Annotated in this window: 26 protein-coding genes, 18 tRNA genes and 1 rRNA gene; 3 read left to right on the top strand and 42 right to left on the bottom strand. The window is 35.2% G+C overall.

Features of this window, described 5'->3' with window-relative positions; all coding sequences use genetic code 11:
- Nucleotides 1-26: 26 nt before the first annotated feature.
- From ACSYTJ_RS02810 to ACSYTJ_RS02735, 16 genes are all read right to left on the bottom strand, one after another.
- The gene (locus tag ACSYTJ_RS02810) at nucleotides 27-236 is read right to left on the bottom strand and encodes a cold-shock protein (RefSeq protein WP_491716109.1); all 210 of its coding nucleotides are present in this window, start codon (nucleotides 234-236) and stop codon (nucleotides 27-29) included.
- A gap of 52 nt (nucleotides 237-288) precedes the next feature.
- On the bottom strand, nucleotides 289-3087 hold the full coding sequence (gene ileS / locus ACSYTJ_RS02805; protein ID WP_491716108.1) for an isoleucine--tRNA ligase: 2799 nt from the start codon (nucleotides 3085-3087) through the stop codon (nucleotides 289-291).
- A 240-nt stretch (nucleotides 3088-3327) separates the two neighbouring features.
- On the bottom strand, nucleotides 3328-3975 hold the full coding sequence (locus tag ACSYTJ_RS02800; RefSeq protein ID WP_491720075.1) for a DivIVA domain-containing protein: 648 nt from the start codon (nucleotides 3973-3975) through the stop codon (nucleotides 3328-3330).
- A gap of 15 nt (nucleotides 3976-3990) precedes the next feature.
- A complete protein-coding gene (locus ACSYTJ_RS02795; RefSeq protein WP_491716106.1) occupies nucleotides 3991-4773 on the bottom strand; it encodes a YlmH family RNA-binding protein in 783 nt (260 codons plus the stop codon).
- Entirely contained in the window at nucleotides 4770-5051 is a 282-nt protein-coding gene (locus ACSYTJ_RS02790) for a YggT family protein (RefSeq protein ID WP_491716105.1), read from the bottom strand. The genes ACSYTJ_RS02795 and ACSYTJ_RS02790 overlap by 4 nt, the downstream gene beginning before the upstream one ends.
- A 19-nt stretch (nucleotides 5052-5070) precedes the next feature.
- On the bottom strand, nucleotides 5071-5526 hold the full coding sequence (locus tag ACSYTJ_RS02785; protein WP_491716104.1) for a cell division protein SepF: 456 nt from the start codon (nucleotides 5524-5526) through the stop codon (nucleotides 5071-5073).
- A gap of 26 nt (nucleotides 5527-5552) precedes the next feature.
- Entirely contained in the window at nucleotides 5553-6812 is a 1260-nt protein-coding gene (gene ftsZ, locus ACSYTJ_RS02780; RefSeq protein WP_491716103.1) for a cell division protein FtsZ, read from the bottom strand.
- 19 nt (nucleotides 6813-6831) lie between these two features.
- Nucleotides 6832-8175 (bottom strand): cell division protein FtsA, encoded by a 1344-nt coding sequence (gene ftsA, locus ACSYTJ_RS02775; protein ID WP_491720074.1) that lies wholly within the window; start codon nucleotides 8173-8175, stop codon nucleotides 6832-6834.
- 160 nt (nucleotides 8176-8335) lie between these two features.
- The gene (locus ACSYTJ_RS02770; protein ID WP_491716101.1) at nucleotides 8336-9163 is read right to left on the bottom strand and encodes a cell division protein FtsQ/DivIB; all 828 of its coding nucleotides are present in this window, start codon (nucleotides 9161-9163) and stop codon (nucleotides 8336-8338) included.
- 20 nt (nucleotides 9164-9183) lie between these two features.
- Complete coding sequence (gene murG, locus ACSYTJ_RS02765; protein WP_491720073.1) at nucleotides 9184-10278, bottom strand: undecaprenyldiphospho-muramoylpentapeptide beta-N-acetylglucosaminyltransferase; 1095 nt, start codon at nucleotides 10276-10278, stop codon at nucleotides 9184-9186.
- A complete protein-coding gene (gene murD, locus ACSYTJ_RS02760; RefSeq protein ID WP_491720072.1) occupies nucleotides 10278-11654 on the bottom strand; it encodes a UDP-N-acetylmuramoyl-L-alanine--D-glutamate ligase in 1377 nt (458 codons plus the stop codon). The genes murG and murD overlap by 1 nt, the downstream gene beginning before the upstream one ends.
- A 29-nt stretch (nucleotides 11655-11683) precedes the next feature.
- On the bottom strand, nucleotides 11684-12637 hold the full coding sequence (gene mraY, locus ACSYTJ_RS02755) for a phospho-N-acetylmuramoyl-pentapeptide-transferase (protein ID WP_491720071.1): 954 nt from the start codon (nucleotides 12635-12637) through the stop codon (nucleotides 11684-11686).
- 17 nt (nucleotides 12638-12654) lie between these two features.
- Nucleotides 12655-14820 carry a penicillin-binding transpeptidase domain-containing protein gene (locus ACSYTJ_RS02750; RefSeq protein ID WP_491720070.1) on the bottom strand — a complete coding sequence of 722 codons (2166 nt, stop codon included), beginning with the start codon at nucleotides 14818-14820 and terminating at the stop codon, nucleotides 12655-12657.
- Nucleotides 14817-15200 carry a cell division protein FtsL gene (ftsL, locus tag ACSYTJ_RS02745; RefSeq protein WP_491720069.1) on the bottom strand — a complete coding sequence of 128 codons (384 nt, stop codon included), beginning with the start codon at nucleotides 15198-15200 and terminating at the stop codon, nucleotides 14817-14819. The genes ACSYTJ_RS02750 and ftsL overlap by 4 nt, the downstream gene beginning before the upstream one ends.
- Before the next feature lie 27 nt (nucleotides 15201-15227).
- Nucleotides 15228-16172 (bottom strand): 16S rRNA (cytosine(1402)-N(4))-methyltransferase RsmH, encoded by a 945-nt coding sequence (gene rsmH, locus ACSYTJ_RS02740; protein WP_491716095.1) that lies wholly within the window; start codon nucleotides 16170-16172, stop codon nucleotides 15228-15230.
- Nucleotides 16173-16346: 174 nt separating this feature from the next.
- Nucleotides 16347-16706: a DUF3397 family protein gene (locus ACSYTJ_RS02735; protein WP_491720068.1), complete on the bottom strand. Its 360-nt coding sequence runs from the start codon at nucleotides 16704-16706 to the stop codon at nucleotides 16347-16349.
- A gap of 86 nt (nucleotides 16707-16792) precedes the next feature.
- Between ACSYTJ_RS02735 and ACSYTJ_RS02730 the strand changes: the two genes are divergently transcribed.
- Entirely contained in the window at nucleotides 16793-16912 is a 120-nt protein-coding gene (locus tag ACSYTJ_RS02730) for a DUF4044 domain-containing protein (RefSeq protein ID WP_491716093.1), read from the top strand.
- A gap of 49 nt (nucleotides 16913-16961) precedes the next feature.
- On the opposite strand, the gene ACSYTJ_RS02725 is transcribed toward ACSYTJ_RS02730, so the two are convergent.
- Genes ACSYTJ_RS02725 through ACSYTJ_RS02710 form a run of 4 tightly spaced genes read right to left on the bottom strand, consistent with a single transcriptional unit; the run spans nucleotide 16962 to nucleotide 19812 of the window.
- The gene (locus ACSYTJ_RS02725; protein WP_491716092.1) at nucleotides 16962-17477 is read right to left on the bottom strand and encodes a tRNA (cytidine(34)-2'-O)-methyltransferase; all 516 of its coding nucleotides are present in this window, start codon (nucleotides 17475-17477) and stop codon (nucleotides 16962-16964) included.
- Nucleotides 17478-17509: 32 nt separating this feature from the next.
- A complete protein-coding gene (locus ACSYTJ_RS02720) occupies nucleotides 17510-18400 on the bottom strand; it encodes an RluA family pseudouridine synthase (protein WP_491720067.1) in 891 nt (296 codons plus the stop codon).
- Nucleotides 18387-19202 (bottom strand): NAD kinase, encoded by an 816-nt coding sequence (locus ACSYTJ_RS02715; RefSeq protein ID WP_491716090.1) that lies wholly within the window; start codon nucleotides 19200-19202, stop codon nucleotides 18387-18389. Before ACSYTJ_RS02715 ends, ACSYTJ_RS02720 begins: the two co-directional genes overlap by 14 nt.
- Before the next feature lies 1 nt (nucleotide 19203).
- Nucleotides 19204-19812, bottom strand: coding sequence for a GTP pyrophosphokinase (locus ACSYTJ_RS02710; protein WP_491716089.1), 609 nt, complete (start codon nucleotides 19810-19812; stop codon nucleotides 19204-19206).
- A gap of 197 nt (nucleotides 19813-20009) precedes the next feature.
- On the opposite strand from ACSYTJ_RS02710, the gene ACSYTJ_RS02705 reads away from it, so the two are divergent.
- On the top strand, nucleotides 20010-20621 hold the full coding sequence (locus ACSYTJ_RS02705; protein WP_491716088.1) for a DsbA family protein: 612 nt from the start codon (nucleotides 20010-20012) through the stop codon (nucleotides 20619-20621).
- Nucleotides 20622-20637: 16 nt separating this feature from the next.
- On the opposite strand, the gene ACSYTJ_RS02700 is transcribed toward ACSYTJ_RS02705, so the two are convergent.
- From ACSYTJ_RS02700 to ACSYTJ_RS02690, 3 genes are all read right to left on the bottom strand, one after another.
- Nucleotides 20638-21738 (bottom strand): competence protein CoiA, encoded by a 1101-nt coding sequence (locus tag ACSYTJ_RS02700; RefSeq protein WP_491720066.1) that lies wholly within the window; start codon nucleotides 21736-21738, stop codon nucleotides 20638-20640.
- A 191-nt stretch (nucleotides 21739-21929) separates the two neighbouring features.
- Nucleotides 21930-22631 carry an adaptor protein MecA gene (locus ACSYTJ_RS02695; protein WP_491720065.1) on the bottom strand — a complete coding sequence of 234 codons (702 nt, stop codon included), beginning with the start codon at nucleotides 22629-22631 and terminating at the stop codon, nucleotides 21930-21932.
- Nucleotides 22632-22713: 82 nt separating this feature from the next.
- Nucleotides 22714-23451 carry an MBL fold metallo-hydrolase gene (locus ACSYTJ_RS02690; RefSeq protein ID WP_491717290.1) on the bottom strand — a complete coding sequence of 246 codons (738 nt, stop codon included), beginning with the start codon at nucleotides 23449-23451 and terminating at the stop codon, nucleotides 22714-22716.
- A gap of 67 nt (nucleotides 23452-23518) precedes the next feature.
- On the opposite strand from ACSYTJ_RS02690, the gene ACSYTJ_RS02685 reads away from it, so the two are divergent.
- On the top strand, nucleotides 23519-24010 hold the full coding sequence (locus ACSYTJ_RS02685) for a hypothetical protein (RefSeq protein ID WP_491716085.1): 492 nt from the start codon (nucleotides 23519-23521) through the stop codon (nucleotides 24008-24010).
- A 38-nt stretch (nucleotides 24011-24048) separates the two neighbouring features.
- On the opposite strand, the gene ACSYTJ_RS02680 is transcribed toward ACSYTJ_RS02685, so the two are convergent.
- The 19 genes from ACSYTJ_RS02680 to rrf all read right to left on the bottom strand — a co-directional run bounded on the left by ACSYTJ_RS02680 (nucleotide 24049) and on the right by rrf (nucleotide 25788).
- Nucleotides 24049-24122, bottom strand: a tRNA-Asp gene (locus ACSYTJ_RS02680).
- Between the two features lie 4 nt (nucleotides 24123-24126).
- A tRNA-Met gene (locus tag ACSYTJ_RS02675) sits at nucleotides 24127-24200 on the bottom strand.
- A 34-nt stretch (nucleotides 24201-24234) separates the two neighbouring features.
- Nucleotides 24235-24306 (bottom strand) — tRNA-Glu (locus tag ACSYTJ_RS02670).
- An 8-nt stretch (nucleotides 24307-24314) separates the two neighbouring features.
- A tRNA-Ser gene (locus tag ACSYTJ_RS02665) sits at nucleotides 24315-24402 on the bottom strand.
- A gap of 3 nt (nucleotides 24403-24405) precedes the next feature.
- Nucleotides 24406-24479, bottom strand: a tRNA-Ile gene (locus tag ACSYTJ_RS02660).
- Between the two features lie 6 nt (nucleotides 24480-24485).
- Nucleotides 24486-24556 (bottom strand) — tRNA-Gly (locus tag ACSYTJ_RS02655).
- Between the two features lie 23 nt (nucleotides 24557-24579).
- A tRNA-Phe gene (locus tag ACSYTJ_RS02650) sits at nucleotides 24580-24652 on the bottom strand.
- A gap of 8 nt (nucleotides 24653-24660) precedes the next feature.
- Nucleotides 24661-24734 (bottom strand) — tRNA-Asp (locus tag ACSYTJ_RS02645).
- 4 nt (nucleotides 24735-24738) lie between these two features.
- Nucleotides 24739-24812 (bottom strand) — tRNA-Met (locus ACSYTJ_RS02640).
- A 10-nt stretch (nucleotides 24813-24822) separates the two neighbouring features.
- A tRNA-Ser gene (locus tag ACSYTJ_RS02635) sits at nucleotides 24823-24910 on the bottom strand.
- Between the two features lie 28 nt (nucleotides 24911-24938).
- Nucleotides 24939-25012 (bottom strand) — tRNA-Ile (locus ACSYTJ_RS02630).
- Between the two features lie 9 nt (nucleotides 25013-25021).
- A tRNA-Met gene (locus tag ACSYTJ_RS02625) sits at nucleotides 25022-25095 on the bottom strand.
- Between the two features lie 33 nt (nucleotides 25096-25128).
- A tRNA-Pro gene (locus tag ACSYTJ_RS02620) sits at nucleotides 25129-25202 on the bottom strand.
- 6 nt (nucleotides 25203-25208) lie between these two features.
- Nucleotides 25209-25282, bottom strand: a tRNA-Arg gene (locus tag ACSYTJ_RS02615).
- Nucleotides 25283-25287: 5 nt separating this feature from the next.
- Nucleotides 25288-25373 (bottom strand) — tRNA-Leu (locus ACSYTJ_RS02610).
- Nucleotides 25374-25391: 18 nt separating this feature from the next.
- A tRNA-Gly gene (locus ACSYTJ_RS02605) sits at nucleotides 25392-25463 on the bottom strand.
- Nucleotides 25464-25468: 5 nt separating this feature from the next.
- A tRNA-Thr gene (locus ACSYTJ_RS02600) sits at nucleotides 25469-25541 on the bottom strand.
- 52 nt (nucleotides 25542-25593) lie between these two features.
- Nucleotides 25594-25666: transfer RNA gene (locus ACSYTJ_RS02595), tRNA-Val, on the bottom strand.
- A gap of 5 nt (nucleotides 25667-25671) precedes the next feature.
- Nucleotides 25672-25788, bottom strand: a 5S ribosomal RNA gene (gene rrf, locus ACSYTJ_RS02590).
- Nucleotides 25789-25845: the final 57 nt, after the last annotated feature.

Raw genomic sequence — 25845 nt, 5'->3', positions numbered from 1 at the left:
TAGCGATAATTAATTCACTTTGCAATTTAATTAGTTTCAATTGGTTGCACCTTCGCTGCTTGAGGACCTTTTTGACCGTTCACAACTACGTATTGCACCTGTTCACCAGGCGTAAGCGTCTTAAAGCCATCCCCCACAATTGCGGAAAAATGAACAAATAACTTATTTTTATCGGCTTCTCTAATGTACCCAAACCCCTTATTTTTATCGTATTCTAAAACAGTTCCAAGTAACATTTCATCATTTCCTTTCTAATTAAAAAAGCTGGGAAAACTCCCAGCTTTTTGATTATTCAGTGAAACCTTCAGTAGCAGTTTCAGGGAATTCTTGTTTAACAATTGCGGCACAACGTTGACAGAATTCAGGATAGTCAGGATCAGCCCCAACATCTTGAGTAACTAAACGACAACGTTCACAAACCTTACCTTCAGCCTTTTCAACGGTAATCGCAACATCATCACCGTACTTATCAGCATCAGCAGGAGCTTCTTGGTAATCCTTAACATCAAGTTGAGAAACCAATAGCACTTGTTTAACATTGGTATTTAAGTCTTGTAATAATTGTTGATCTTTTTCACTAAGGTAAAGGGTTAACTTAGCTTCTGAAGCCTTCCCAATTAGTTTTTGATCACGAACTTCTTCAAGCGACTTCAAAACGTTCTCACGAACATTCATGAATTGATTCCAATTAGTAAGTAATGCATCTTCGTTCGCAAATTTTTCTGGAACTGGCATTTCTGATAATTGTGCAAATTCTTCTGGTTCCTTCAAGAATTGCCAAACTTCTTCAGTTGTGTGTGGCATTACAGGGGTTAATAACTTCGTTAATGCAACTACTGCATTGTACACAACGGTTTGCATTGAGCGTCTAGAAGCACTGTCCTTAGCATCAATATATAAAATATCCTTGGCAATATCCAAGTAGAAAGCTGATAGATCAGCATTCACGAACTTTAATACGGTCTTGTAAATGCTCAAGAAATCATAGCTGTCATAGTAACCCTTCACTTCAGCAATAAAGTGGTTCAATTTTACTGACATAAATTGATCTAAAGCACTCATTTTTTCAAATGGCACCGCATTCGTCTTTGGATCATAGTCACTAGTATTAGCAAGCATGTATCTAATCGTATTTCTGATCTTCTTGTAACTGTCAGACACCTTAACAAAGTTTGCCATTGAAACCCGTACATCAGCAGAAGTATCAACTGAAGTAACCCAGGTTCTAACGATATCTGCCCCCATCTTCTCGATCACTTCTGAAGGTGCAATCGTGTTTCCAAGGGACTTACTCATCTTGTGACCTTCACCATCAAGTGTAAATCCTTGTGAGACCAATTGTTTGTATGGCGCATGCCCAGAAACAGCAACACTAGTGATTAAACTAGAGTTGAACCAACCACGGTATTGGTCAGACCCTTCCAAGTACATATCAGATGGATAAGTAAGGTATGAACGTTCTGCAAGCACCCCTTGGTGAGATGAACCAGAATCGAACCAAACATCCATGATGTCATTTTCCTTAGTAAACTTACCATTTGGTGAGTGTTCATTAGTGTAGCCTTCAGGTAATAGATCCTTAGCTTCACGTTCAAACCAAACATCTGAACCGTACTTGCCAAATAGATCGGCAACATGGTCAACAGTTTCTTTTTCAATGATTGGGGTTCCATCTTCACCGTAGAAGATTGGAAGTGGAACTCCCCAAACCCGTTGTCTGGAAATTACCCAATCACCACGGTTAGCAATCATATTGTGAAGCCGCTTTTGACCCCAGTCAGGCTTAAATTTAACTTCATCAATCGCTGCTAAAATCTTGTCCTTAATTTTATCAACGGAAGCAAACCATTGGGTCGTTGCTCGATAAATGATTGGTTTTTTAGTCCGCCAATCAAATGGGTAACTATGTTCAATTGGCATGTACTTAAGCATTAAGTTTAATTCTTTTAACTTATCTAATGAAATTTGGTTCGCATCTTCGTAGAAGACCCCTTCGAAGTCCTTACCAGCTTCCTTAGTTAAGTATCCCTTTGAATCAACATCAACGAAGACGTCTAAGCCATACTTCTTACCAACTTGGTAGTCATCGTCCCCAAATCCAGGAGCGGTATGCACTAACCCAGTCCCTGCATCTAAAGTAACGAAATCACCCAACATCGTTAATAAATGACGACTAGGATCAAATGGATGTTCTGCTTCAACATATTCCAAATCCTTACCCTTAAGGGTTTTCACTACTTCATAATTGTCCCAGCCGAACAATTCAGCATCCTTGCTTAATAGGTCAGTAGCAACAACAAACTTCCGATCGTCACCCTCTGGTTTAACAACTGAGTAATCAAAATCAGCTGAAACCGTGATTCCCATTGAAGCTGGAATGGTCCAAGGAGTAGTGGTCCAAACAGCTAAATAAGTATTATCATCTAAGACGCCCTTACCATCAACCACTTTTTCACCATAAAATGCGGATGGGGAAGTAACGTCATGATATTCAACTTCGGCTTCTGCCAATGCTGATTCAGATGACCATGACCAAATAACAGGCTTCAAACCGCGGTAAATCAAACCACTTTCTGCCATCTTACCAAAAACTCTAATTTCAGCAGCTTCAAATTCTGGCGCTAAAGTTAGGTATGGGTTATCCCATTCTCCACCAACCCCAAGACGCTTAAATTCAGCTTTTTGACGGTCAACTTGCTTTAAGGCATAGTCATGACACAATTTTCTGAAATCATTGGTACTCATTTTTTTACGATCATAACCAGCTTGAGTAAGCTTTTGTTCAATTGGAAGACCGTGAGTATCCCAACCAGGAACGTATGGTGATCTAAAGCCATTCATGGATTTGTAACGAACGATAAAGTCCTTTGAAATCTTGTTCATTGCGTGTCCCATGTGAATATCACCATTAGCATATGGAGGCCCATCATGAAGTACAAAAGAAGGCTTGCCTTCATTTAACTTTTGGCGTTGTTCATAGACCTTATTTTCAGCCCACACATTTTGACGTTCAACTTCTTTTACTGGTAAGTTACCGCGCATTTTAAATTTGGTCTTACCTAAATTCAATGTATCCTTTACTCGCATTCCAATCCACTCCTTTTGAATTTATATACAAAAAAAGACCTCATCCAAGGGACGAAATCTTCCGTGGTACCACCCAATTTTAGAATATATAAATTCTCTTATTTGATAATTGAATTGACTATGTATAATAGCCAGGGTTGATGGAAAATAATAAAATGATCCTGTCGAACTCTCACCATTCTCCGACTCGCTTAAGGAACTTTACACTTTCGCTACCCCATTCAATAATTATTATTAAATTTATCTTGAAGATCCATCTGGATAGTAGACAACGGTTGGATCACCAAACTGATTTGGTCCACTAACCATATTTGAATCTTGATTTGATTCTACACTCTTAGATTGTGAGTTGTCAAGATTATGCAATAAATCATTAATAGATTTATCTTGACCAGTATTTAAAACATCATCCCAATTACTGCTTTGGATAAAGTCTAGCTGACCCTGTAGTAAATGTAAGATTTTTTCTCTAAATGATTTAGTAGATTGCTTTAATGTACTAATTTCCGAATTTAAAGAATTTGCCTGTTGGGTAGCTTCATAAATGATTTGATTAGCACGTTGATTAGCGTCGTTAATAATATTATTAGCTTGTTGATTAGCATTATTAACGACCACCTGTGCTTCACCATTGGCACTATTTTTAACTTGATCAGCGGCTTGTTGCGCAACTAAAATTGATTGATTAAGTGAATTTTGCAAATCATTAAAGTGTTTTAGCTTGGCTTGAGTATCATTTAAAGCAGCCCTTAAATCATCATTTTGCTTAATTGTAATTTGATAGTCCTTGATAATTTGATCCAAAAAGTCATTAACTTGATCAATATTATACCCGCGCATTTTAACTGAAAATTCTTTGTTATGAATATCCTGTGGACTTAATACCATGTTCATTCCCCCAGATCATTTTTTTAGTATCGATAAACTAATCCGCAACTTATTACGGCGACTAACACCCGTTATTTGCGTAACTTTAAGCCGTCCATATCCACGAACTGATAAAACATCATTAATTTCAAGTTCATAATCAGGGCGATTAAATTCACCCCAATTTAAATGTATTTTACCATGTGTAACCAACTCTTTGGCAATGTTTCTCGAAATATTAAATCCTTTTGAAATAATATTATCAATTCTAAGTGATGATGCCGTTGTATTGATTGTTTTCCATTCATTTAATGGTTCAATCATTTTATTAATGGGTAACGGCTTCAAATGGACTTTAATCTTGCCAATTCGATCAATTTGATTTCTTAGGTACGTTTCCATCTCAACCTCAGTTACGAACTGCCAGCGAGTCCCATCAAATAGAATATCACCAATCACGTTTCTTTCAATTCCGGAACCAATTAAAGTGCCTAAAATTTGACTATGGTGTAAATTAGCAAATTTAACTGGATAATTAATTTCAAAAAGACACAGTCTAAAATCATCAGTTGTTGGTTCAAAATAACTAGGATAAACTAAAGCCCGTTTCATTTCAGAATTATGTAATCCCCCGAAACAAGAAAGACTAACATCTTCATGACTATTAACAATTATCGTTAATAAATAAACTTGTCTGGGGTTCAAAAAACTAGTTAAAATTGGACGATATTCATTAATTGACTGGTTAACCAAGTCATCCATTAACTCCAAAAAAGGAATTTCATCTTTTCTAAAATGTTGTTCTATATTTGCATTCATAATAAACTTAATACCAGGAATTCAATTCTTCCTAAAACACTCTGCAGTAATTGGAGCAAGATTAAAGCAATTAATGGCGATATATCCACCATTCCAATTCTTGCAAAACTAAATAACCGTAAAAATGGATTTACAAATCGACCGATAAATTGACCAAACGTTGAAAACGAAGCGTTTGGTAACCATGTTAATAAACAGCTAACTGCAATCATTAACATGTAAATAGATATCAATCCATTTAAAATAAAAAAGATCAGGTCAATAGTGGTAACTAGCATATTTTGTTAGTCCAGCTCCTTATCTAAAGCGATCACCTAAACCCTTCTTCTCATCTCCATCAATTTCAAATTTGTGAGGAGTGAAAAGAAAAACCCGACTGCCAATTCGTTCAACATTGCCATCTAGAGTAAAAACAGTCCCGCTTAAAAAATCAATGATCCGTGTCACAGAATTACTATCTGTATGAGAAAAGTTAACAATTGCGGCATTATTATCAATTAAACTACCGGCAATTTTTTTAGCATCTGAATAAATGCGTGGTTCAAAAATTGAAATTTTACTATTTGGGGTTTGCTTTTGTTGAATTGAAACGATTTTCTTATCATTTTGCGAAAAGGAAGGATTTGGTTTTGGCTTCTCATGGTGAATTTGAGGTGTTGATTGATTAACATTATCCTTTTTAGGCCGTTGCAATTCATCCTCATCATCATCGTCAAGGCCAAAAAACTTACTAAATTTAAATTTATCAGACAAAAGAGCCACTCCCCTCAAGTAATGAATTATTTATTACGACGACGAAACTTGAAGAATGGTGGTAAATCATCATCTGAATCATCATTATTGTTGTTCGAATTTGTGTCAATATTATTAGCGTCAAATGGGTCAAAACTAGAATGTTCTTTTTCTGAATTCCGTTGATCATTACCATTTGATGGTTGATTATTAATATCCCAATTATCAACAGGATCGACCTGAGATTGGTGGCGAGGTTTAGTCACATTATTATTGTTTAGGTCACTACTTCTAGGGGTCGTAGCATTTCCAGCGTTAATATTTCTAGTCGTTTGTGGATGGTCACTATTTCCCTTGTCGATTCCAGTTGCAATAACCGTAACTCGAACTTCATCTCCTAAATCCTTATCAATTGAAGTCCCAAAGATAATGTTAACATCACTACTAGTTGATTGAGCAACGATCGAAGAAGCATCTTGAGCTTCGAATAATGATAAGTCAGGCCCACCAGTAATATTCAAAAGCACTTGTTGTGCACCATCGATTGAAGCTTCTAATAATGGTGAAGAGATGGCTTTCTTAGTTGCTTCAGCAGTTCTATTTTCACCAGTAGCAGAGCCAACTCCCATTAAAGCTGAACCTTGATTTTGCATTACTGTCTTAACGTCAGCAAAATCCAAATTAACGTAACCAGGGTTTGTAATTAAGTCTGAAATTCCTTGGACCCCTTGCCGTAAAACATTATCAGCTTCTTTAAAAGCTTCCATCATTGGGGTCTTTTTATCAACCATTTCTAACAAGCGATTATTAGCAATCACGATTAAGGTATCGACATTTTCCTTTAAGGCTGAAACACCCTCGGCAGCATAGCGAGAACGCTTAGGTCCTTCAAAACTAAATGGACGGGTAACAACCCCAACGGTCAAGGCGCCTTGATCCTTAGCAATTTTGGCTGCAATTGGCGCAGCTCCATTACCAGTACCACCACCCATTCCAGCAGTAACAAAAACCATGTCGGCACCCTCAAGGGCTTCTCCAATTGCTTCTTCGCTTTCTTCAGCTGCCTTACTTCCCACTTCAGGGTTAGAACCGGCTCCTAGCCCACGTGTTAACTTAGGCCCTAATTGAATTTTGGTTTCAGCTTGAGAGGTATCTAATGCTTGAACATCAGTATTTGCAACGATGAATTCAACACCCTTTACATCATCCGCAATCATTCGATTAACAGCATTACTACCTCCGCCACCAATCCCAATTACTTTTATTTTGGCACCCTTATTTTCAGATGCATCTAGTGAAAATTCCATTGTAAATTCCTCCGTTTAATTAGTCGTCAAGTAAGTTGCGAAAAAAATTAGTAATTGATTTACCAATCTTCTTTTTATTTTTAGAACGTGATTTGGGCTCATCATAAGATTCGTTTTCATCAAACTGCCCATCTTCTAATTCATTATCGTGATCATTAGAATCAACATTATTATCAATGTTATTCGCTTTAAATGTTGCACCGCTTTTTAGGACAGAACGAACTAGCACTTCAATTTCACTCATATTAGCTCGATATGAAACCAAAGCTAATGACAATGCATATGAAGGATGTCTTAATCCCATTTGATTTGGAACGAATACCTTAACATTATTATTAAAGGTATCTGCTGCCAAAGTATCAATCCCTGGAAGTGCTGAAACACCACCAGTAAGTACAATCCCACCTGGTAATCCCAAAGCTGAAACGCTACTTAAACCTTGCTTGAGACGGTCAAATATTTGTTCAAGGCGTGCCTGGATGATTTCAGAAAGAATTTTTTCTGATATTTGAGAAGACTGACTTTGGCCAACAACATCAACTGGAAACTTACTTTCGTCGGAAGCATCCATTGAATCAGCATAACCGTAGTCTCGTTTTAACTTTTCAGCGCTCTCCATTGAAGTGTTTAAAACTACTGAAATATCCTTAGTAATAAACTCGCCACCCTCTTTATCGACGGTAGTGTACTTTAATTGGCGATCATGAATTACTGAAGCAGTAGATTGACCACCACCTAAATCAACTAAAATCGTCCCAAAATCCTGTTCACCATCGTCAAGTAGGTATTTTCCCAATGCTAGTGGACTTACAATCGTAGATTCAATGTTTAAGCCTGCTTTTTGAACTGCTCGTTCAACGTTATGAATAATGGTCTTAGGTCCCGTAATAATATGACCACGCATCTCTAAGCGGACCCCAACCATTCCACGTGGATCTTTAATTCCATCAAACCCGTCAACGATAAACTGATCAGGAATTGCATCAATAACCTGTCTCTCTGGTGGTAAGTTCTTTACCATTGCAGAAATCGTAACTTGTTGTACATCCGTATCTTTAATTTCTCTTGATTGATCAGAAATTGCAACCATTCCGCTACAAGGTTCAATCTTAATCAAATTAGCGGGAATTCCAACTACAACATCTTGAATTTGGATGCTAGCCTTTTCTTCAGCTTGATTTACCGCGCTTTTAATTGATTGAGCTGCTTTATCGATGTCAACGATGATTCCCCTATCAACACCCTCAGAATTAGAATTTCCAACTCCTAAGACATTCATTTGTCCCTTAACTTCTTCAGCAACAATAACCTTGATTGAGGTCGTTCCAATATCCAGTCCAACATATAATCCTGAATTATCCATATTAGCCGGGAAACCTCCAATGTATTAGATTATTTTTAATAATTGATATTAAAATTGACTCCATTTTATTTATATTTATAGTAATAATAAATCGTTTAAAATCATGATAATTTTAACACAAACAGCTTAATTACAAAAGATTAACTAATAAGAATTAACATTATTTTTTACTTTTGATTGGATATGAATAAGCCCCCACTTCTAAGTTAACCACGGATGGTTTTTTTATTTTAGAAACAATTGAAGGATAATAATTCATTTTCGAACCAAAAGTATCACTTTTTGCATATACAATGTTTTTATCGTGCATAGTCAATTTAATCCTTTCTGGATTATAACTAGTCGGATCCTTTTGAATTTTAATAATGTTACTCTTAATTGATTTGGATAATTTACTATACTGAATTGTAATTGATTTTAAATTATTATTTGGTTTGAAATTAACGAAAATTGGCAAATTAGTTGATGGTGAGAGTAAATACCGATTTATTATTTCGCCATTATCAACGACAATATAATATTTACCCTTGCTGTACAAATAACCAGCTGTACCATATTCCACTATCTTAAACCGAACATGATTAAAGTTCGTAATTTTAAAGTCAGCGGTCTTAACCTGTGGATTTCGCTTTAAAAAATCATTAATAATTTGTTGATGATGATTAAAAGCATAAATTACTGAATCGCCATTTTTTATTGGCATTGAGGTAACGATATCACTAGAATTTAGTTTCTTTTCCCCTTCAACTGAACGTCCAGCAATCCTACTTAATGGTGAAACTAAGTATATAAGAAAAAGTAACAATAACAATAAGATGCTCATAGCAAGACTAAACTTAAATAACACTAAATTAAATTTAAAGTTAAGTGGATTATTGCTAAAATAACTTTTCTTTATCTTTTGACTCTTTTGATAACGCTTCTGATATTGTTCCCAAGGAGTCTGTTTAACAGAATCATTTTGATCAAATTTTATTTTTTTAACCATCTAACAAACTCCTCTCTAAATTAAGCATCAATAACAGTACACATTACCTTATATAATTTAGTGGCCGCATCAGGAACCCCAATTTCTTTGGATTTCTGGGCCATTTCCAATCTTTTTTTATCATCATGCATTAATTTATCAATATTTTGTACCAACGTCTGAGCATTTAAATCATCCTCTGTAATCATTAAAGCAGCACCGTTATCAACTAAACTCTTTGCATTTTTGGTTTGATGATCAGCGGTAACGTAAGGACTAGGAATTAAAATTGCAGGAATCCCAATTGCAGTAATTTCAGCAAGACTAGTTGCTCCAGCTCGACCAACGATCAAATCCACCTTGGGTAGCATTTCTGGCATGTTAGAAATATAAGGTTTAATAACGATGTTGGCTCCTAATTTATGTTTACCTAGTTCTTCTGAAACCGTCTCATATCGATTCTGGCCAGTAACAAACAGTACTTGATAACTTCTTTGACTAAATGCCTGCATTGCACCAATTGTTGATTCATTGATTTTCAAAGCTCCTTGGCTCCCACCAAAAATTAAAACAGTTGGTACATTATCCTTTAATCCATATTCAGACCAATTAAAATGACTTACCACACTAGCAGCTTGTTGGGCTCTGGGATTACCAACAAAAACGACCTTGTCCTTAGGAAATTCCTTTGCTGCAGCATGAAAGGCAATTCCAATTTTGTCTACATACCTGGCCAAAAAACGATTCGTTAGCCCAACAATGCTATTTTGTTCGTGAATCATAGTTTTAATGTGCATCTTATGAGCAGCATAGACTACGGCACCAGAAACATATCCACCAGTCCCAATGACCATGTCAGGTTTGAATTGCTTAATAATTTTTTTCGAATCATGGACACTTTTCAAGAATAAACCAACTGTTTTAAAGTTTTCAAGTGACAATGACCTTTTAAAGCCTTGAATCTTAAGTTCCTTAAATGGAATCCCTTTTTGTGGGACAATATTTTTTTCAAGTCCACGCGTAGAACCGATATAAAGAATTTCAGAATCAGGGGCTTGTTTTTTTACTTCTTCAATTAACGCTAGTGCTGGATAAATATGACCACCAGTTCCACCACCAGATACAATCAAGCGCATTATTTTTCCTCCTGTTTTCCAGTTAGTTTCTCAACATCCCTTATAAATTCATCTCCACGAACCTCAAACGTCTTAAATTGATCCCAACTAGCATTAGCTGGCGAAAGCAGGACAATATCACCGGGGTTACTCATTTCATAAGCGGCTGGCACTGCATCATCTAAAGTATCAACCAATTTAATTTGTGGAACTTGAGCCTGTTTAGCAGCATCAGCTAATAAATGTTTAGTTTCACCAAATAACACAATGCCCTTAACGTGTTTCGATAAATCAGGAATTAACTTATCAAATGTATAGCCCCGATCTAACCCACCAGCTAGTAGCACGATTGGATCATTAAAACCTCTTAAAGCCATTTGGGTAGCCTCAATATCAGTTGCCTTTGAGTCATTATAAAACTTTCTGCCATCTGCGGTTAAAACATATTGAACCCGATGTCGAACGCCTCCAAATGTAGTTAAAACATGCTTAATTGCTTGATTTGATTTTCCCATAATTTTAGCTACTGCAATTGCTGCTAGTGCATTTTCAACGTTTTGTTCACCTGGAATCCTGATTTCATCAGCATCCATAATATAATCATGCTTAAAATATAGCCGCCCATCTTCTGCGTATGCACCATCCTTAGATTTTGCTAGTCTAGAGAACGGAACAATTTGAGCATGACTTTGTTGACTTAACGTTTGTAATTCTTCTGAATCAAAATTAACCACAAAAAAATCATCAGCATTTTGATTCATTGTAATGCGCATCTTAGCTTTAACGTAATTTTCACGTGTTTTATGGTAATCTAAGTGATTAGCAAAAATATTAGTTAGAACGGCAATGTGAGGATGTAATTTAGTAATACCGAGCAACATAAAACTAGAAATTTCCATAACTACCGTATCAGTCGGCGTTGTTTGTTCAGCAACTTTAGAAGCAGAAATTCCGATGTTTCCGACAGAATATGCCTTACCAGCGTTACGTTCCTGATTTAACATTTTAGTAATCATGGTAGTAGTGGTTGTTTTACCATTACTACCGGTCACACAAATCAATTCACCCTCATTGATTTCACTTGCTAGTTCAACTTCAGTGATAATTGGTATTTTTAGTGCCATTGCTCTTCTTACTACTACATTATCATAATTAATTCCTGGATTCTTAACCATTAAATCAAAGTGTGCATCCAATAAGTCGTCAGGATGACCACCAACTATTAAGCTCACTGCTTGATTTAATTGATCTAAACCGGTTAGTTTGGATTCTGGTTGTGAATCATTCAAAGTAACTTTAGCACCTAGTCGAATTAATAAATTCGCAGCATTGATACCACTTTTTCCAGCACCTAATACTAAAATATTTTTATTTTGATAATCACTAATTGATTTCATTTCACTGCCTCCAAGTTAATCAAAAATAATTAAATAATGAATAGGACTCCAGTAATTGCTGCGAATAAACCCACAAGCCAAAATACAATATCAACCTTCCATTCAGACCAACCACTCATTTCAAAATGATGATGAATTGGTGACATTTTAAAGATTCTTTTCCCAGTTAGTTTAAAAGATGTTACCTGCATGATAACGCTTAGGGTCTCAATTACAAATATAATTCCAATCCAAATTAATGATAATTCATGATGAACCAGTATTGAAACGGCAGCTAATGCACCGCCCAATGCTAATGAACCCATATCCCCCATAAAAATTTTAGCTGGTTTATGATTAAAAATAATAAATGCAATCATTGCACCAACGACTGCTGAACAAAAAATCACAACCTCAAATTGATGCTGAAAATAAGCAATAAATCCATAAGCAGCAAACGCAATAATAGATAAGCCCGAAACTAAACCGTCTAATCCGTCAGTTAAATTAACAGCGTTAGAGAACCCAGTTAACCAAATAATTATAAAAATTGCATATAACCATCCCAAATGAATATCACCAATTCCTGGGATTCTCAATGCTAATGGAAAATAGGCACTAAACACCCATGTAAATACAATTCCACCTATAATTTGGCCTAAAAACTTTTGCCATGCTTTAAGCCCCTCGTTTTGGCGCTTAAACAATTTTATACTATCATCCCACATCCCCAACAATCCATATAGAACTAATATGAATAGTAAGATCAGTAAAGTCGGCTTCATTTGGCCAACCAAAATTGAATAGCAGACACTGGTAATGATGATTGCAATAATAAACCATAATCCACCCATTGTTGGAGTCCCAGACTTCTTTTCATGCCATTTGGGGCCTTCTTCTCTAATCATTTGTCCTTCATGCTTAGATCTAAAATAATTAATTAATTTTGGCATTCCAAGCAATGTAATTAAAAAACTAACTAGTATTGGTATAATCCAATCCATAACTTTATCAATCCTTATTATTTATTAAATTTAACACTAAGCGTCTCATTCGACTCAATTAAATCACCAGAATTAATACTCTGTTTTTGTAAAGAGCCTTCACCACTGGCTTTTAGTTTCAGACCAGTTAGCTGACAGTAAATAGCAACATCTGATTCACTCCAACCCTTTAAACTGATCATTCTTTGTGGTCCGTTGGTTATTAAAATAATCTTACGGTTTTTTAGAACCCGTTCACCGCTAACGATTGATTGTTTAGTGATTGTATCACCGCTTCCAACAATCGTTGCCTGCAGTCCAGCAGCCTTTAGTTTATCATTAGCATCTGAAATACTATCGCCAGTTAAATTGGGCATCTTTACGTAAGCACTATTATTATTAGCTGTACTTTCATCTGCATCAGATAATGCTCGTTTCATAACTGGATTAAAAATTTCTGCTAAATATTGTGAAGCGGTTAATTTACCAGTTAAGTTAGGCTGCTTCATTGTAATGTACATCACATATTTAGGATCATTAGCTGGTGCCATTCCTGCAACAGAATATAGGTAACTATCATCTCCTGATGCATAACCACCATTTCCGTTACTGACTTGAGCAGTTCCCGTTTTAGCTGCAATTCGATATCCAGGAATTTTATAATCTGAACCAATTCCATAAGGCTTATAAACAACGTCTTCCATGTGTTCACGAACCTCTTTGGCTGTTTTAGCCGTAATTGGATCGCCAACTACCTTTTTCGGATATGATTTTACAACTTTACCATTATTTGGATTTACAATTTTCGAGATGATATGCGGCTGGAGCATCTTCCCATCATTTGAAATTGCTGATAGCGCTCTCATTACTTGCATTGCAGTTACTTGTATCCCTTGACCAAATGCGGTATTAGCACGTTCAATTGGATATTTAAATTGAATACTACCAATTTGTTCACCATAAAGGCCAGTATTGGCACTCTTCAAGAAATCAAATCGCTTAATGTAATTTAACCAGGTACTAGCCCCCATGCTCTGTTCCAAATGAGCCATTGCAACGTTACTAGACAACGCAAACCCCTTGTTATAGGTAATCGTTCCCCAACCACTAGGATTCCAATCAGGGACAATATTACCATCAATATCGTACTTACCAGATTGATAGTATGCATTCCCATTATAATGATTACTATTAATTGCAGCAGCCATCGTGAAAATCTTCATTGTTGAACCTGGTTCATATTGATCTTCGACCAATGTATCTCGCCAAATATTACTAATCCCCTGTTTATTAGTCGCATTAAAAGTCGGTCTTTGCGTTGCTGCAAGAATTTCACCAGTTTTAGCATTCATCAAGACCGCATTCATAGAGGAAGGATGAACTTGTGCATAAACGTTCGACATTTCAGTTTCTAAAAGTGTTTGTAATCGATAATCAAGCGTTGTGTAAATGTTGTCACCATTTTTAGCAGGCTTGTCCTTCTTTACACCATTGGGTAATTGATAACCATAGACATCGTTTTGCACTTTTTTAATTCCGTCAGTCCCAGTTAAATAGTTATTGAAAGCTTTTTCAATCCCCATTTGACCAACCAAAGTAGTATTATCAGTCTTTTCATTGGTAACTGGAGAAGCAATTCCAATTAAATGTGAAGCAAAGATTCCATTTGGATAGAGACGTGATTGTTGTTGAATGAAATTAATCCCGCGCAAATGCTGATCATCAATTTTTTGCTTAGTCGTAAGTGAAATGTTTTGCCCAGCACTCCCGAACTCAACTTGAAAAGCTTTCTTATTTGCTGGGTTTAAATCTTTTAGTGCCCGCTTATATGAAATTGGTAATATTTTAGAAAGCGCTCGCGCTACCTTCTTTTTATTATCAACGTAAATCGGCTTACCATTAACACTTTTTTGACTCTTATCTAAAACAGCGTATATCGAATAGGTGCTAGTATCCTCCGCAATCGGTTGGTTATTAGCATCATAGATCGTTCCTCGTTTTGATTTTAAAACACTAGTTTGGGTATAAAGTTTTTGTGCCTGTTTTATTAAATTAACATCACTCACATTTTTAAAAAATCCAATGTATGAGAATCTAAATGCTAATAATACAAAAACGAAAAGGGATAAACCAAAGAGGCCTACCCCATATATTTTCCGATTTCTTTTAATTGTTCGTTTTCCAATTAATGACTTCTTACTCATTTTCTAACATTCCTTATATTATTATTAGAAAGCGATAAACCTTTTTCTTGAGCAATTTTTTGTAACCTACTACTACTTTGTAGTTCACTAATTTCTTGCTTTAGATTTCCATTATCGTTATGTAATTTTTCAACATTTTGGTTTACATTTTGTAACTTTTGTTGTGCATTAGTAAGACCAACTTTAGCACTAATTGAAATTAATGTAATAGCTAGCAGTGCACATAAAAGAAGAAAATAAAAAACCTTCTCAATCGCAGATATTTTTGCGTTTTTATGTGGTTTGGGGCTTCTGGAATGGCGAACGTGTCTGCCTTCTTGAACACCACCAGAAGATAACCCCTCGTCTGGGGTTTGCATATACAAACTTTTTTCCATCATAAGCATCATCATCTCCTATCCATTAATTTATTTAATTCGTTCAATTACCCTTAACTTAGCACTATGGGAACGATGATTGACTTCAATTTCATCCCTAGTAGGTAAAATCGGCTTGCGACTAACTAATTTAAAATCTGGTTTTAAGCTGTCTGGAATTATTGGTAATCCCTGGGGAACATCTTGAATAGATGTTTTTTCTTTAAAAATATTTTTTACTAAGCGATCTTCAAGTGATTGGAAAGTAATCACACTAACTCGCCCACCAACCTTAATCATGTCAATAGCTTGTTCCAAAGATGCTTCTAATGCTCCTAATTCATCATTAACAGCAATTCTAATTGCTTGAAAAACCTTCTTAGCAGGATGACCACCATGGCGACGTGCCGCAGCTGGAATTCCTTCTTTAATAACTTCAACTAAATCATCAGTTGTATCAATTGTTTGGTCTAAGCGTCTTCTTTCGATCACTCTAGCAATTTGTTTAGCAAACTTTTCTTCACCATAACGGAAAAAAATCCGCACTAATTGATCATACGACCATTCATTAACAACCTTCCAAGCATCCAATGGATTTCTTTGATCCATTCGCATATCAAGACGGGCGTTCTTTCGATAACTAAACCCTCGTTCAGCATCGTCAAACTGAGGTGAGGAGACCCCCAGATCATATAAAATACCGTTCACTGAAGAAATCCCCATTTTATTAAGGTCTTGCTTCAAATTACGGAAATTATCATGAATAAACGTCAATTCATTTTGTTTAAGGTATTTAGCGAGGTGGGTTCTATTATAGTCAATTGCCACTTGATCTTGGTCAAAGGCATACAAATGACCATTAGAAAGATTCTGTAATATTTTAGAACTATGTCCACCGCCACCTAGGGTACAATCAACATAATCACCATCTGGTTGAATATTTAATTCTTTTACAGCTTCCATTAACAATACAGTTTGATGGTCAAATTTAATCAATACTAAATACCCCTTAATAAAACAAATTTATTCATTAAAACACGATAATTTAAACTGGCTTTATCCATTTACCCCATCGTATGCTTAAATTTTACCACGATAACGGGCTTTATACTACATCTTCCATAGATTTAATAAAATATAAAAAGATACCGAACATGTTTTCGGTATCTTTTAGACTATAAAAATGGAAACTATCCAAATAAATGGAAAAAGGATATCCCCTATCCGCCAAATTAATTTAATTGATTTTTTCCAGTTTACATCGCCCTTTTTAAAAAATTCTATCGAAAAAATAATAATTGCAAATAATACAAATGGAATCAAAATCCACGCTAAGTAATCATAAAAGGATGTACTAACGGTGTTAGTATAAGTATAAAAAAACCAAAAGGGTAATAAGAAATCAATTGGTTTAATCCCCTTCAAAAAAGAAAATTTAAAATTCTTTTTAATTATTACAGCCAAAATTGATGTTATTATTATTATTAATATTTGAAAAATAATCCTTAACAAAATACCAGATCCTATCATAAATTAATATTGCAACAGTTGCAAAACCGTCTATCTAACTGTAAACTTATATTTAAGTTACTAAATACCGAAAGCGAGGGATACAATTGGCAAAAAAGAAAAAGAGCACCTTCCAAAAAATCGTTACCACTGTTGTTTGGTTAATGATTATCTTTTTAGTATTAGGTGTTCTGCTACCCGTTGCTAGCTCATTATATAATAATTAAAACACCTTAAAATAATATCAAAAATGGAACTCAGTAATGGGTTCCATTTTTATTTTAGCTTATCATGCTCATAGGTGTGAGTTCTTTCAAGTGAGTTAAAGTTCTGTTGTCTTAGAACCTCATAAATGACGATTGCACACGAATTTGATAAGTTCAATGCTCTAATGTGCGTATCATCCTGTGGAATCCGAATCGCTTTTTCTGCATTCTTACGCATGAACATTTCAGGCAAGCCAGTGGTTTCTTTTCCAAATAGAAAGTAAAAATCACCGTCAATGGATTCTGAATAATCAGGCTGGGTGTAATCTTGTTCGGAAAACTTAGAAACCAAGAATAATTTAGAATTTGGTTTTAAACTATCCATAAATGCAGGTAAATTAGGATGATAATTGATGTTAACCTTATCCCAATAATCCAATCCAGCCCTTTTTAAATGCTTATCATCAACTGAAAAACCCAATGGTTCAATCAAATCAAGTATTGTATCGGTTCCAGCACAAGTTCTTGCGATATTACCAGTATTAGCTGGCATTAATGGTTCAAATAAAACAATATGATTAGCCATTTTGATTCCTCCCGAAAATAGTAGAATTTAATTTATAGTTGTTGCCAAATTGCGTTTTGCATATCATCTGGTAATGAAGCATGGCACACAATAAACTGTTGGGAAAATGGATTAAAAAATTTAATATAATAACAGTGTAGTGCCTGTCTTTTCATCGAATGATTGTCCGAGTTATAGAGCCAATCACCGATTAACGGATGGCCAATACTTGAAAAGTGAACTCTGATCTGGTGCGTTCGACCTGTATGTAAACGAATCCGTAGCAAAGAATCAGCATTCCCATAATCAAGTTGCCAAAACTCGGTTTTAGATGGTTTTCCATCATCCCGAACAATTCTTTTAACAAAGGAATCATCATCCCTACCAATCGGTAAATCGATTTCACCATGTTGATAATCAAATCGACCCTCAACAATTGCGGTATACATTTTAACAATTGAATGCTGCTTCAACTGCTTATCCAAAACAGAATGCGAAAGATGGTGCTTTGCAAAGATCACAAGTCCACTAGTATCCTTATCTAACCTGGTAACAACATGAATTTTAAGATTAGAATAATGCTGATTTAAGTAATATCCCTTTACCCGATTAACTAAAGTATCTCCAGCATAATTATGGTTAGGAACAGTCGATAAAAATGGCGGCTTATTAACTACTAAAAAATGTTCATCCTCATATGCAATATCAATTGGTAAAAAGGATGCTGGCACATGGTCATTATTTAATTCTGGTGGTAAAACCAATGTTACGACATCCCCACTTGATAACATGTAATTAGCACGCTGCTCTTCGCCATTTACAATTATTTTACCACCATGAAACTTGACCTTCTTTAACAAAGTTCTAGTTACTCCATGTTCAATTAAAAGCGTCCGAACCCTTTTGGGAGAATCCCCATCATACGCCCAATTAAATTTTGTCATTATTGTTTACACCAATAAATGAATTCCCAACTCGTTTCCAGAAATGAGTATGTCGATACTGAGCAAATGCAATTCTTTGTTCAGATATTTGATAACTGATGGATTCAATTGGACGGTCCTTAACTAGCATCTGATCACAAGTTAAAATATTATTTTCTTTATTATCTGGAATGAGCGTAATCCATTCGTTAGGTGGAATAATAATTGGGGAACCCATTGTTCTGAACACCCGATTATTAATCGATGCCATTTCCGAAACTTGAATCGCATTTAATTGGGGATTGATAATTGCCCCACCAACTGCCTTATTATATGCAGTCGATCCAGTAGGAGTAGAAATACATAATCCATCTCCTCTGAATTTTTCAAAAAATTCATCTTTGATATATACATCAGTTACCATGGTACTACTAACTCTTTTAAATGTTGATTCATTTAAAGCTAAAAGTTCATCATACGCCCCACCATCAGCATAGTTAACTTTAATCGACAACAGTGGATATGAAACACTCTGACGATTATCCTCTTCCAAACTACGAATCAATTGTTCAACTTCATAATCACGCCAATCTGTATAAAATCCCAGATGACCAGTATGAATACCAACAAATCTAATTCGATCAAGAGCATCATTATAGTGATGAAATGCAGATAATAAAGTTCCATCACCACCAACTGATATTACGATTTCTGGATTTAATACATCGATTTCTAATTTAGGTGAATCAATAATTTTATTTTTTAATTTTAAAGCAACTTCATTTGAAGTCCCACCATTGTTACTAAAAATTGCAACTTTCATTTCAATCTTCCTTATTGTCTTGATATTCTGCTAGTTCTTTTCTAATTGATGACATCTCTTCATCAAGTTTATACGTTGTATTTGCAACGTTTTGGAGCCTTTTTTCAAGTACTTCAGGAAAATTTCCCTGATGCTTATAGTTAATTGAATGCTCAACCGTTGCCCAGAAATTCATTGCAAGTGTTCGAACTTGAATTTCTGCAAGTAGCACTTCAGGACCATCAATACTTTGAACAGTGTATTCAAAAACCATATGATATGATCGATAACCGCTTGCTTTTTCATTATGAACGTAATCGCGTTCTTCTAAAATATTTAAATCTGACCTTTGCCTAAGCAAATCAACTACATAGTAAATATCTTCAATGAACGGACAAATAATTCTTAATCCAGCAATATCTTCCATATCTTGTCTTAATCTAGATTCTTCGATATAACGGCGTTGCATTTTTTCTTTAATGCTGTCTACAGGCTTAACTCTCCCTGTGACAAATTCGATTGGTGATCTACGGTTTTCATTAATAAACTCAGCTCTTATTCCACGAAGTTTTGTTTTTAGCTCATCAACAATTTGTTGATATGGGAACAAGAATGCCTTCCAATCTTCCATTAAATCACCCTCCTTTGAATATAGTAACCTTACTAATTTTAACACAATCACATTAATACAAGCACTTGAAAGTGTTTTTAAATAATATTTGTGTTTTAAAGCAAATATTTTGTTTTTTATTATAAATTTGTTATTCTATACATTGAATTAATAAAATCGCTTGTTATTATTATCGATCTTTGAAAGGAGGAATTGTTATGCTCGAAGCTTATTTATTTGTGGATCCATTATGCAATGATTGCTTTAAAGCCGAGCATGTTATTTTAAAATTAGCTGATGACCTTGATAAAAATTTTTCATTTCAGTTCATTCCAATGTTGAATATGCAAATTATTCGAAATCGATATTTAAACAATAACAAGCGACCAATGAACGAAAGCAAAAATTTTAAAATTGAATACGATACCGTTCTTGACTATAAAGCTTCTCTATTTCAAGGACGCAAATGTGGTCGTAAATTTTTAATTGGACTTCAAGAAGAGTTGATTCAAAAAAATCATAAATATACAGATGAAATTGCATTTAAAGTTGCTGAAGATGCTGGATTAGATATAGAAATGTTTAGTGAGGATCGTAGATCAGAACTTGCAATTAATGCATTTAAGGCTGATCAAAAATTAGCTAATGAAATGAATATTAAAGAACCAGCATCTGCAGTTATCTTTGACTGTGATTCCTTTGAATCAGGTATTTTAATGAACCAAGTTAATTATAAAGATTTGTTTAATATTTGTAAAAGAGACGGATTATTCAACGAAAAACAAAAAATAGTTAAAAATAACATAACTCCGAATTTACACATTATTTAGGGAATTAGCGATTGGGCTAATTCCCTTTTTTGTCTAACAGGGCAGCAATTTTTAAATCATAAGAAGCATACCAATTTGGCATCTGTTTTAGAATAACAGATTGTTGATTCAAATTAACTACCCCTTGTTCATCCCAAAAACTTAAAATCCTCAATATAAAATAGTTAATAACACTATTATCTATCATACAAAAATGCTGATCAATCCCAATAAAAGCATTAACCTTGTTTATTAAATCACTAATTTTGACCGATCTATAAATCTTTAGATATATTAACATTACAATTTTAAATTGAATTAATTTTTTACCCATAATCGGTGCTTCAATAATTGGAAAATCTAATAATATTGGATATCCCACAATATTAAATCCATTTTCATAACATAAATTTTGAATCGGATCTAACCGATTTTGATTATAAATTAACGAATTTTGCATTGCCTTGATTCTATTAACCAATCTATCATTCAACATCTTAAAGTTTATATCAATATTACCTTTAATATCTTGGTTGATAAATATTTTGAATTCTTGGAAATTTGATATAAATTTTATTTGATAATCAAGCTTACCAATTATTAATCGAACATGATGATGAATTTCCATTTGTTCCCGTTTAAAGTCCCAGTACAAAAGATAAAATCCTAATTTACGATTATATCTTAAAAACTGTTTTAACTTTTTATAACTATTAATTCTCTTTAAATATGGTAGTCCAAGAATCCAAATTGATTGGTGATTAATTGAATGATAGCCTGACAACCTTTCTAATAGTCGCTTGTTACTTATTGGACTACATTGAAATTCAATTATTAAATTATTTTCTAATAAAATATCTGGACGTTGTTTTAAATTATTAAAATAATGTTCTAGAATTGGGTTGCTGAATTTAAAAAAATTAAATAATTGTTTTTTCCCAATTAAATGTTCAGATGTCTCTCCTTCGCTAAATGAAGAGCAATCACTGCCTCTTTGATGTGCAAAGTGATTAACTTTAATTGAACCACTTTTAAGAATCAATGGTTCTTTACAACTAACACAATAAAAAGATTCATTATTGATATCAACATCATCAGCTGAAATCAGTTTACCAAATTCATTATATGCAATTAACATTTTATTGATCCCTCCACTAAAAAGTACGGGAAAAAGCTCAAATATAATGAATAAAACATCGTAAATTCGGCGCTAACCATTTTGCTTATTATTAATGAAGAAACAATTAAAGCAACACCCTATCGGATAAAATAAAAAAAGAACTGGTTTCGATAAATTATCGAAATCAGTCCTTATCAATAAGTTAAATATTAATCTTTAAAATAATATCTAGCTAGCTCTAACGCACTAGTATCCATGATTCTTTTACCATATTCACTTAATACTTCTGAAGTAACGTTAGCCTTATTTCCAAATTCAAGTGATAAAGCAATTTGATTATCAAGAACCTCATCACCCGAACCATCAAGATTACGGAAAAACATCATTTCTAAATAGTATTTACCATCATAAAGATATAAATTAGAAGAACCACTCTCAATTCTTAATCGCTTTGATAATGCTATAAAATCTTCAAAGGAATTAAACACAACAATTAAATCTTCGTAAGAAGTTCTTCGACGTGGTTTTTCAATCTCATTTTCATTTTCTTTTGAAGAATCATCTTCATCCAAAATATCTGATAAATCATTTACATCACGATTTTGAAGTTGATTTTTAATATAATCAGTAACCGTGTCATTAGTTCGACGAGTTTTATCCGGATCATCTGGGTCAGCTTTGCTAATAAATAATTCAAGCCCATTTTTATTTGGTAATACCTGAAAAGTCAAAGCTTCGTTGTCACCTTGGAACTGATGATCAGTATCAATTTCATCTAAAATGCTATAGAAGAATTCTTCAATTTGCTTATGGTCACCTAATAGATCTAGTACGGTAATGCCATGAGCACTTAAATCATCATTGTTAATTAGAACTCTGATGGTATTGTCATTAATTCTATCCATTTCCATAGATGAGCACCTCCTTAGCACAATAAAATACTATTACTATTATCTCACATTCATACTAAAATAAAAGCTATTAGCACTTTTTTTATAAAATAATTGTTTCATCTTGAATTGCTCTATAAACTTCGCAATTAGATCCAGTTTGTAGCTTAGCTTCTTCTACAAGCTGTTTTAAGTCCCCCTTTTGTGGTAAATGACTAAGCATTAGTTTCTTTACATTCGCATTTTTAGCAAGATCCCCTGATTCTTTTGATGTCATATGCCATTTTAAACCCTTTTTGGCAGCAAAGAAATTTGTATCGGTAATTAATAAGTCTGCATCTTGAGAAAATGGAATTAATCCGTCAAAATAACTAGTATCAGCAGTAAAAACTAAAACTTTTCCATCTTTATCAATAATTCTCATTGCAAATGCTGGAACTGGATGATGGGTTCTTAAAAATGAAATTGTGAATGGCCCAACTGTTATTGGATTTATATCATTATATCCAATTCCTTCGGTTGAATTTGCCCAATTTAAAGTTGCAAAATTAATTGGATCTTCAGTATGCCCGTAAATGGGTAAAACTGGCTCTTTACGACCATCTGGGTTCAATTGCCAATAGTACTGTAAAACACCAATATCAGCAGTATGATCATGATGATAATGTGATAAAATTACAGCATCTAACTTTAGTGGATCAATAACGGTTTGTAGCTCGTTTAATGCATTGCTTCCACAGTCCAATAAAAGGTTAAAATCACCACTTTGAACTAAATAGCTACTAGTTCCAATCCCATTGGTAGGATAGCCCCCATAAAATCCAAGAACCCTTACTTTCATAATCATAATGCTCCTTTGTTTTAATATATTCAGTTACTAGTATAATATATGTAAAGGAGGAGTGAAAATGATAGCTAACATTTATGTCACTTTTGGTAGTAAAAGTTATTTAGAAAACATCATGAATCAAAATAAAAGTCATGAACTACTGCTTTTTAATTCAATTAGTAATTTTGATAGTTTTGAACTAATTGATTTATCTAATCAAAAAACTATTTTTAATAGTCCCATTAACTATAGCGTAATTAGTCAAATGGGAAATGACAATTGGCATGATTCGATTAGTTATATTAGTGTTGATCTAGACGAAAATCAACAAAAGATTTTGGATGCTAAAATTAATAATGTTATTAATAACAATTCATTACCAGATGGAATGAGCTCAATTTATTCCTTATATACAGATAATAAATTATCTAAACGTGTCATTTTAACAACATGGAATGATGATAAAAAAGTTGCTAATTGGTATCGTAATAAAACTGCTGATTACTTATTTAACTTCAAAGATGAAATTAATACTAATTACTTTGAAACTATTTATCATTATGTTAAATAAAAGAGGATATCAACTAAGATATCCTCTTTTATTTATGACGGTCCGTACGAGACTCGAACTCGTGATCTCCGCCGTGACAGGGCGGCGTCATAACCAACTGGACCAACGGACCATAATTGCGGGAGCTGGATTTGAACCAACGACCTTCGGGTTATGAGCCCGACGAGCTACCGAACTGCTCCATCCCGCGATAATATTATTTTATTTTTAGTCGTCATATAAAATGACCCGTACGGGATTCGAACCCATGTTACTGCCGTGAAAGGGCAGTGTCTTAACCACTTGACCAACGGGTCATATAAAATGGAGAAGGAGAGATTCGAACTCTCGCGCCGCTTGCGCGACCTATACCCTTAGCAGGGGCACCTCTTCAGCCACTTGAGTACTTCTCCATATGGGCCTAAATGGACTCGAACCATCGACCTCACGCTTATCAGGCGTGCGCTCTCACCAACTGAGCTATAGGCCCATATAAAGCGGGTAACGAGAATCGAACTCGCGACAATAGCTTGGAAGGCTATGGTTTTACCACTAAACTATACCCGCATAATATGGTATTTAATTTTAAATGGCGCGGGACAGAATCGAACTGCCGACACACGGAGCTTCAATCCGTTGCTCTACCAACTGAGCTACCGAGCCATATGGAACGGTCCGTACGAGACTCGAACTCGTGATCTCCGCCGTGACAGGGCGGCGTCATAACCAACTGGACCAACGGACCATAATTGCGGGAGCTGGATTTGAACCAACGACCTTCGGGTTATGAGCCCGACGAGCTACCGAACTGCTCCATCCCGCGATAATAAAAAAGGAGGATGAGGGATTCGAACCCTCGCGCGCTTTGACACGCCTAGCGGTTTTCAAGACCGCCCCCTTCAGCCACTTGGGTAATCCTCCATATTGAAGTTAAAACTAAAGGTCTTAATGGACCTTGTAGGACTCGAACCTACGACCAGACGGTTATGAGCCGTCGGCTCTAACCAACTGAGCTAAAGGTCCAAGTCACTATCGCGGCAGGGGGAATCGAACCCTCGACCTCCCGGGTATGAACCGGACGCTCTAGCCAGCTGAGCTACACCGCGATCTATAAATAAAACTATTGAAATTTTATTCAATCGGGAAGACAGGATTCGAACCTGCGACCCCTTGGTCCCAAACCAAGTGCTCTACCAAGCTGAGCTACTTCCCGAATATATGCACCCAGTAGGAGTCGAACCTACAACCTTCTGATTCGTAGTCAGACACTCTATCCAGTTGCGCTATGGGTGCAAAAGTGCCGAGGACCGGGATCGAACCGGTACGGTTATCACTAACCGCAGGATTTTAAGTCCTGTGCGTCTGCCAATTCCGCCACCCCGGCATAATAATGAATTGGCAAAGCGGAAGACGGGATTCGAACCCGCGACCCCCACCATGGCAAGGTGATGTTCTACCACTGAACTACTTCCGCAGCAATGCCGACTAGAGGATTCGAACCTCCGACCCCCTGTTTACAAGACAGATGCTCTGCCAACTGAGCTAAGTCGGCATAAAAGCCTTTAAAAAATATTTATAAATCCAAACATGATTATTTTCATGAATGGAGGATACAGGGCTCGAACCTGTGACCTCCTGCTTGTAAGGCAGATGCTCTCCCAACTGAGCTAATCCTCCATAAAGCGTGGCAACGTCCTATCCTTGCAGGGGGCGATCCCCCAACTACTTTTGGCGCTCAAAAGCTTAACTTCTGTGTTCGACATGGGAACAGGTGTATCCTTCTGGCCATCATCACCACACTATTTATCTGTGAGAACTTCGTTCTCTCAAAACTAGATAATATCTTATTCTTCCGT

It is taken from the genome of Nicoliella sp. ESL1113 (assembly GCF_058509245.1).
Note: the sequence above shows the minus strand (reverse complement) of the source record. Positions and strands in the feature narration are given on the sequence as shown.

What these genes read in the sequence shown, in the direction of transcription:
- ileS (WP_491716108.1), bottom strand. Translation starts at nt 3,087, where the DNA reads ATGCGAGTAAAGGATACATTGAATTTAGGTAAGACCAAATTTAAAATG.
- ACSYTJ_RS02700 (WP_491720066.1), bottom strand. Translation starts at nt 21,738, where the DNA reads ATGTTAATTGCATATAATGAATTTGGTAAACTGATTTCAGCTGATGAT.
- ACSYTJ_RS02770 (WP_491716101.1), bottom strand. Translation starts at nt 9,163, where the DNA reads ATGGTTAAAAAAATAAAATTTGATCAAAATGATTCTGTTAAACAGACT.
- ACSYTJ_RS02810 (WP_491716109.1), bottom strand. Translation starts at nt 236, where the DNA reads ATGTTACTTGGAACTGTTTTAGAATACGATAAAAATAAGGGGTTTGGG.
- ACSYTJ_RS02790 (WP_491716105.1), bottom strand. Translation starts at nt 5,051, where the DNA reads ATGCTAGTTACCACTATTGACCTGATCTTTTTTATTTTAAATGGATTG.
- murG (WP_491720073.1), bottom strand. Translation starts at nt 10,278, where the DNA reads ATGCGCTTGATTGTATCTGGTGGTGGAACTGGTGGTCATATTTATCCA.
- ACSYTJ_RS02735 (WP_491720068.1), bottom strand. Translation starts at nt 16,706, where the DNA reads ATGATAGGATCTGGTATTTTGTTAAGGATTATTTTTCAAATATTAATA.
- ACSYTJ_RS02710 (WP_491716089.1), bottom strand. Translation starts at nt 19,812, where the DNA reads ATGGAAGATTGGAAGGCATTCTTGTTCCCATATCAACAAATTGTTGAT.
- murD (WP_491720072.1), bottom strand. Translation starts at nt 11,654, where the DNA reads ATGAAATCAATTAGTGATTATCAAAATAAAAATATTTTAGTATTAGGT.
- ACSYTJ_RS02725 (WP_491716092.1), bottom strand. Translation starts at nt 17,477, where the DNA reads ATGGCTAATCATATTGTTTTATTTGAACCATTAATGCCAGCTAATACT.
- ACSYTJ_RS02705 (WP_491716088.1), top strand. Translation starts at nt 20,010, where the DNA reads ATGCTCGAAGCTTATTTATTTGTGGATCCATTATGCAATGATTGCTTT.
- ACSYTJ_RS02695 (WP_491720065.1), bottom strand. Translation starts at nt 22,631, where the DNA reads ATGGAAATGGATAGAATTAATGACAATACCATCAGAGTTCTAATTAAC.
- ACSYTJ_RS02750 (WP_491720070.1), bottom strand. Translation starts at nt 14,820, where the DNA reads ATGAGTAAGAAGTCATTAATTGGAAAACGAACAATTAAAAGAAATCGG.
- ACSYTJ_RS02690 (WP_491717290.1), bottom strand. Translation starts at nt 23,451, where the DNA reads ATGAAAGTAAGGGTTCTTGGATTTTATGGGGGCTATCCTACCAATGGG.
- ACSYTJ_RS02685 (WP_491716085.1), top strand. Translation starts at nt 23,519, where the DNA reads ATGATAGCTAACATTTATGTCACTTTTGGTAGTAAAAGTTATTTAGAA.
- ftsL (WP_491720069.1), bottom strand. Translation starts at nt 15,200, where the DNA reads ATGATGGAAAAAAGTTTGTATATGCAAACCCCAGACGAGGGGTTATCT.
- ftsA (WP_491720074.1), bottom strand. Translation starts at nt 8,175, where the DNA reads ATGGATAATTCAGGATTATATGTTGGACTGGATATTGGAACGACCTCA.
- ACSYTJ_RS02795 (WP_491716106.1), bottom strand. Translation starts at nt 4,773, where the DNA reads ATGAATGCAAATATAGAACAACATTTTAGAAAAGATGAAATTCCTTTT.
- ACSYTJ_RS02720 (WP_491720067.1), bottom strand. Translation starts at nt 18,400, where the DNA reads ATGACAAAATTTAATTGGGCGTATGATGGGGATTCTCCCAAAAGGGTT.
- mraY (WP_491720071.1), bottom strand. Translation starts at nt 12,637, where the DNA reads ATGGATTGGATTATACCAATACTAGTTAGTTTTTTAATTACATTGCTT.
- ACSYTJ_RS02800 (WP_491720075.1), bottom strand. Translation starts at nt 3,975, where the DNA reads ATGGTATTAAGTCCACAGGATATTCATAACAAAGAATTTTCAGTTAAA.
- ftsZ (WP_491716103.1), bottom strand. Translation starts at nt 6,812, where the DNA reads ATGGAATTTTCACTAGATGCATCTGAAAATAAGGGTGCCAAAATAAAA.
- ACSYTJ_RS02715 (WP_491716090.1), bottom strand. Translation starts at nt 19,202, where the DNA reads ATGAAAGTTGCAATTTTTAGTAACAATGGTGGGACTTCAAATGAAGTT.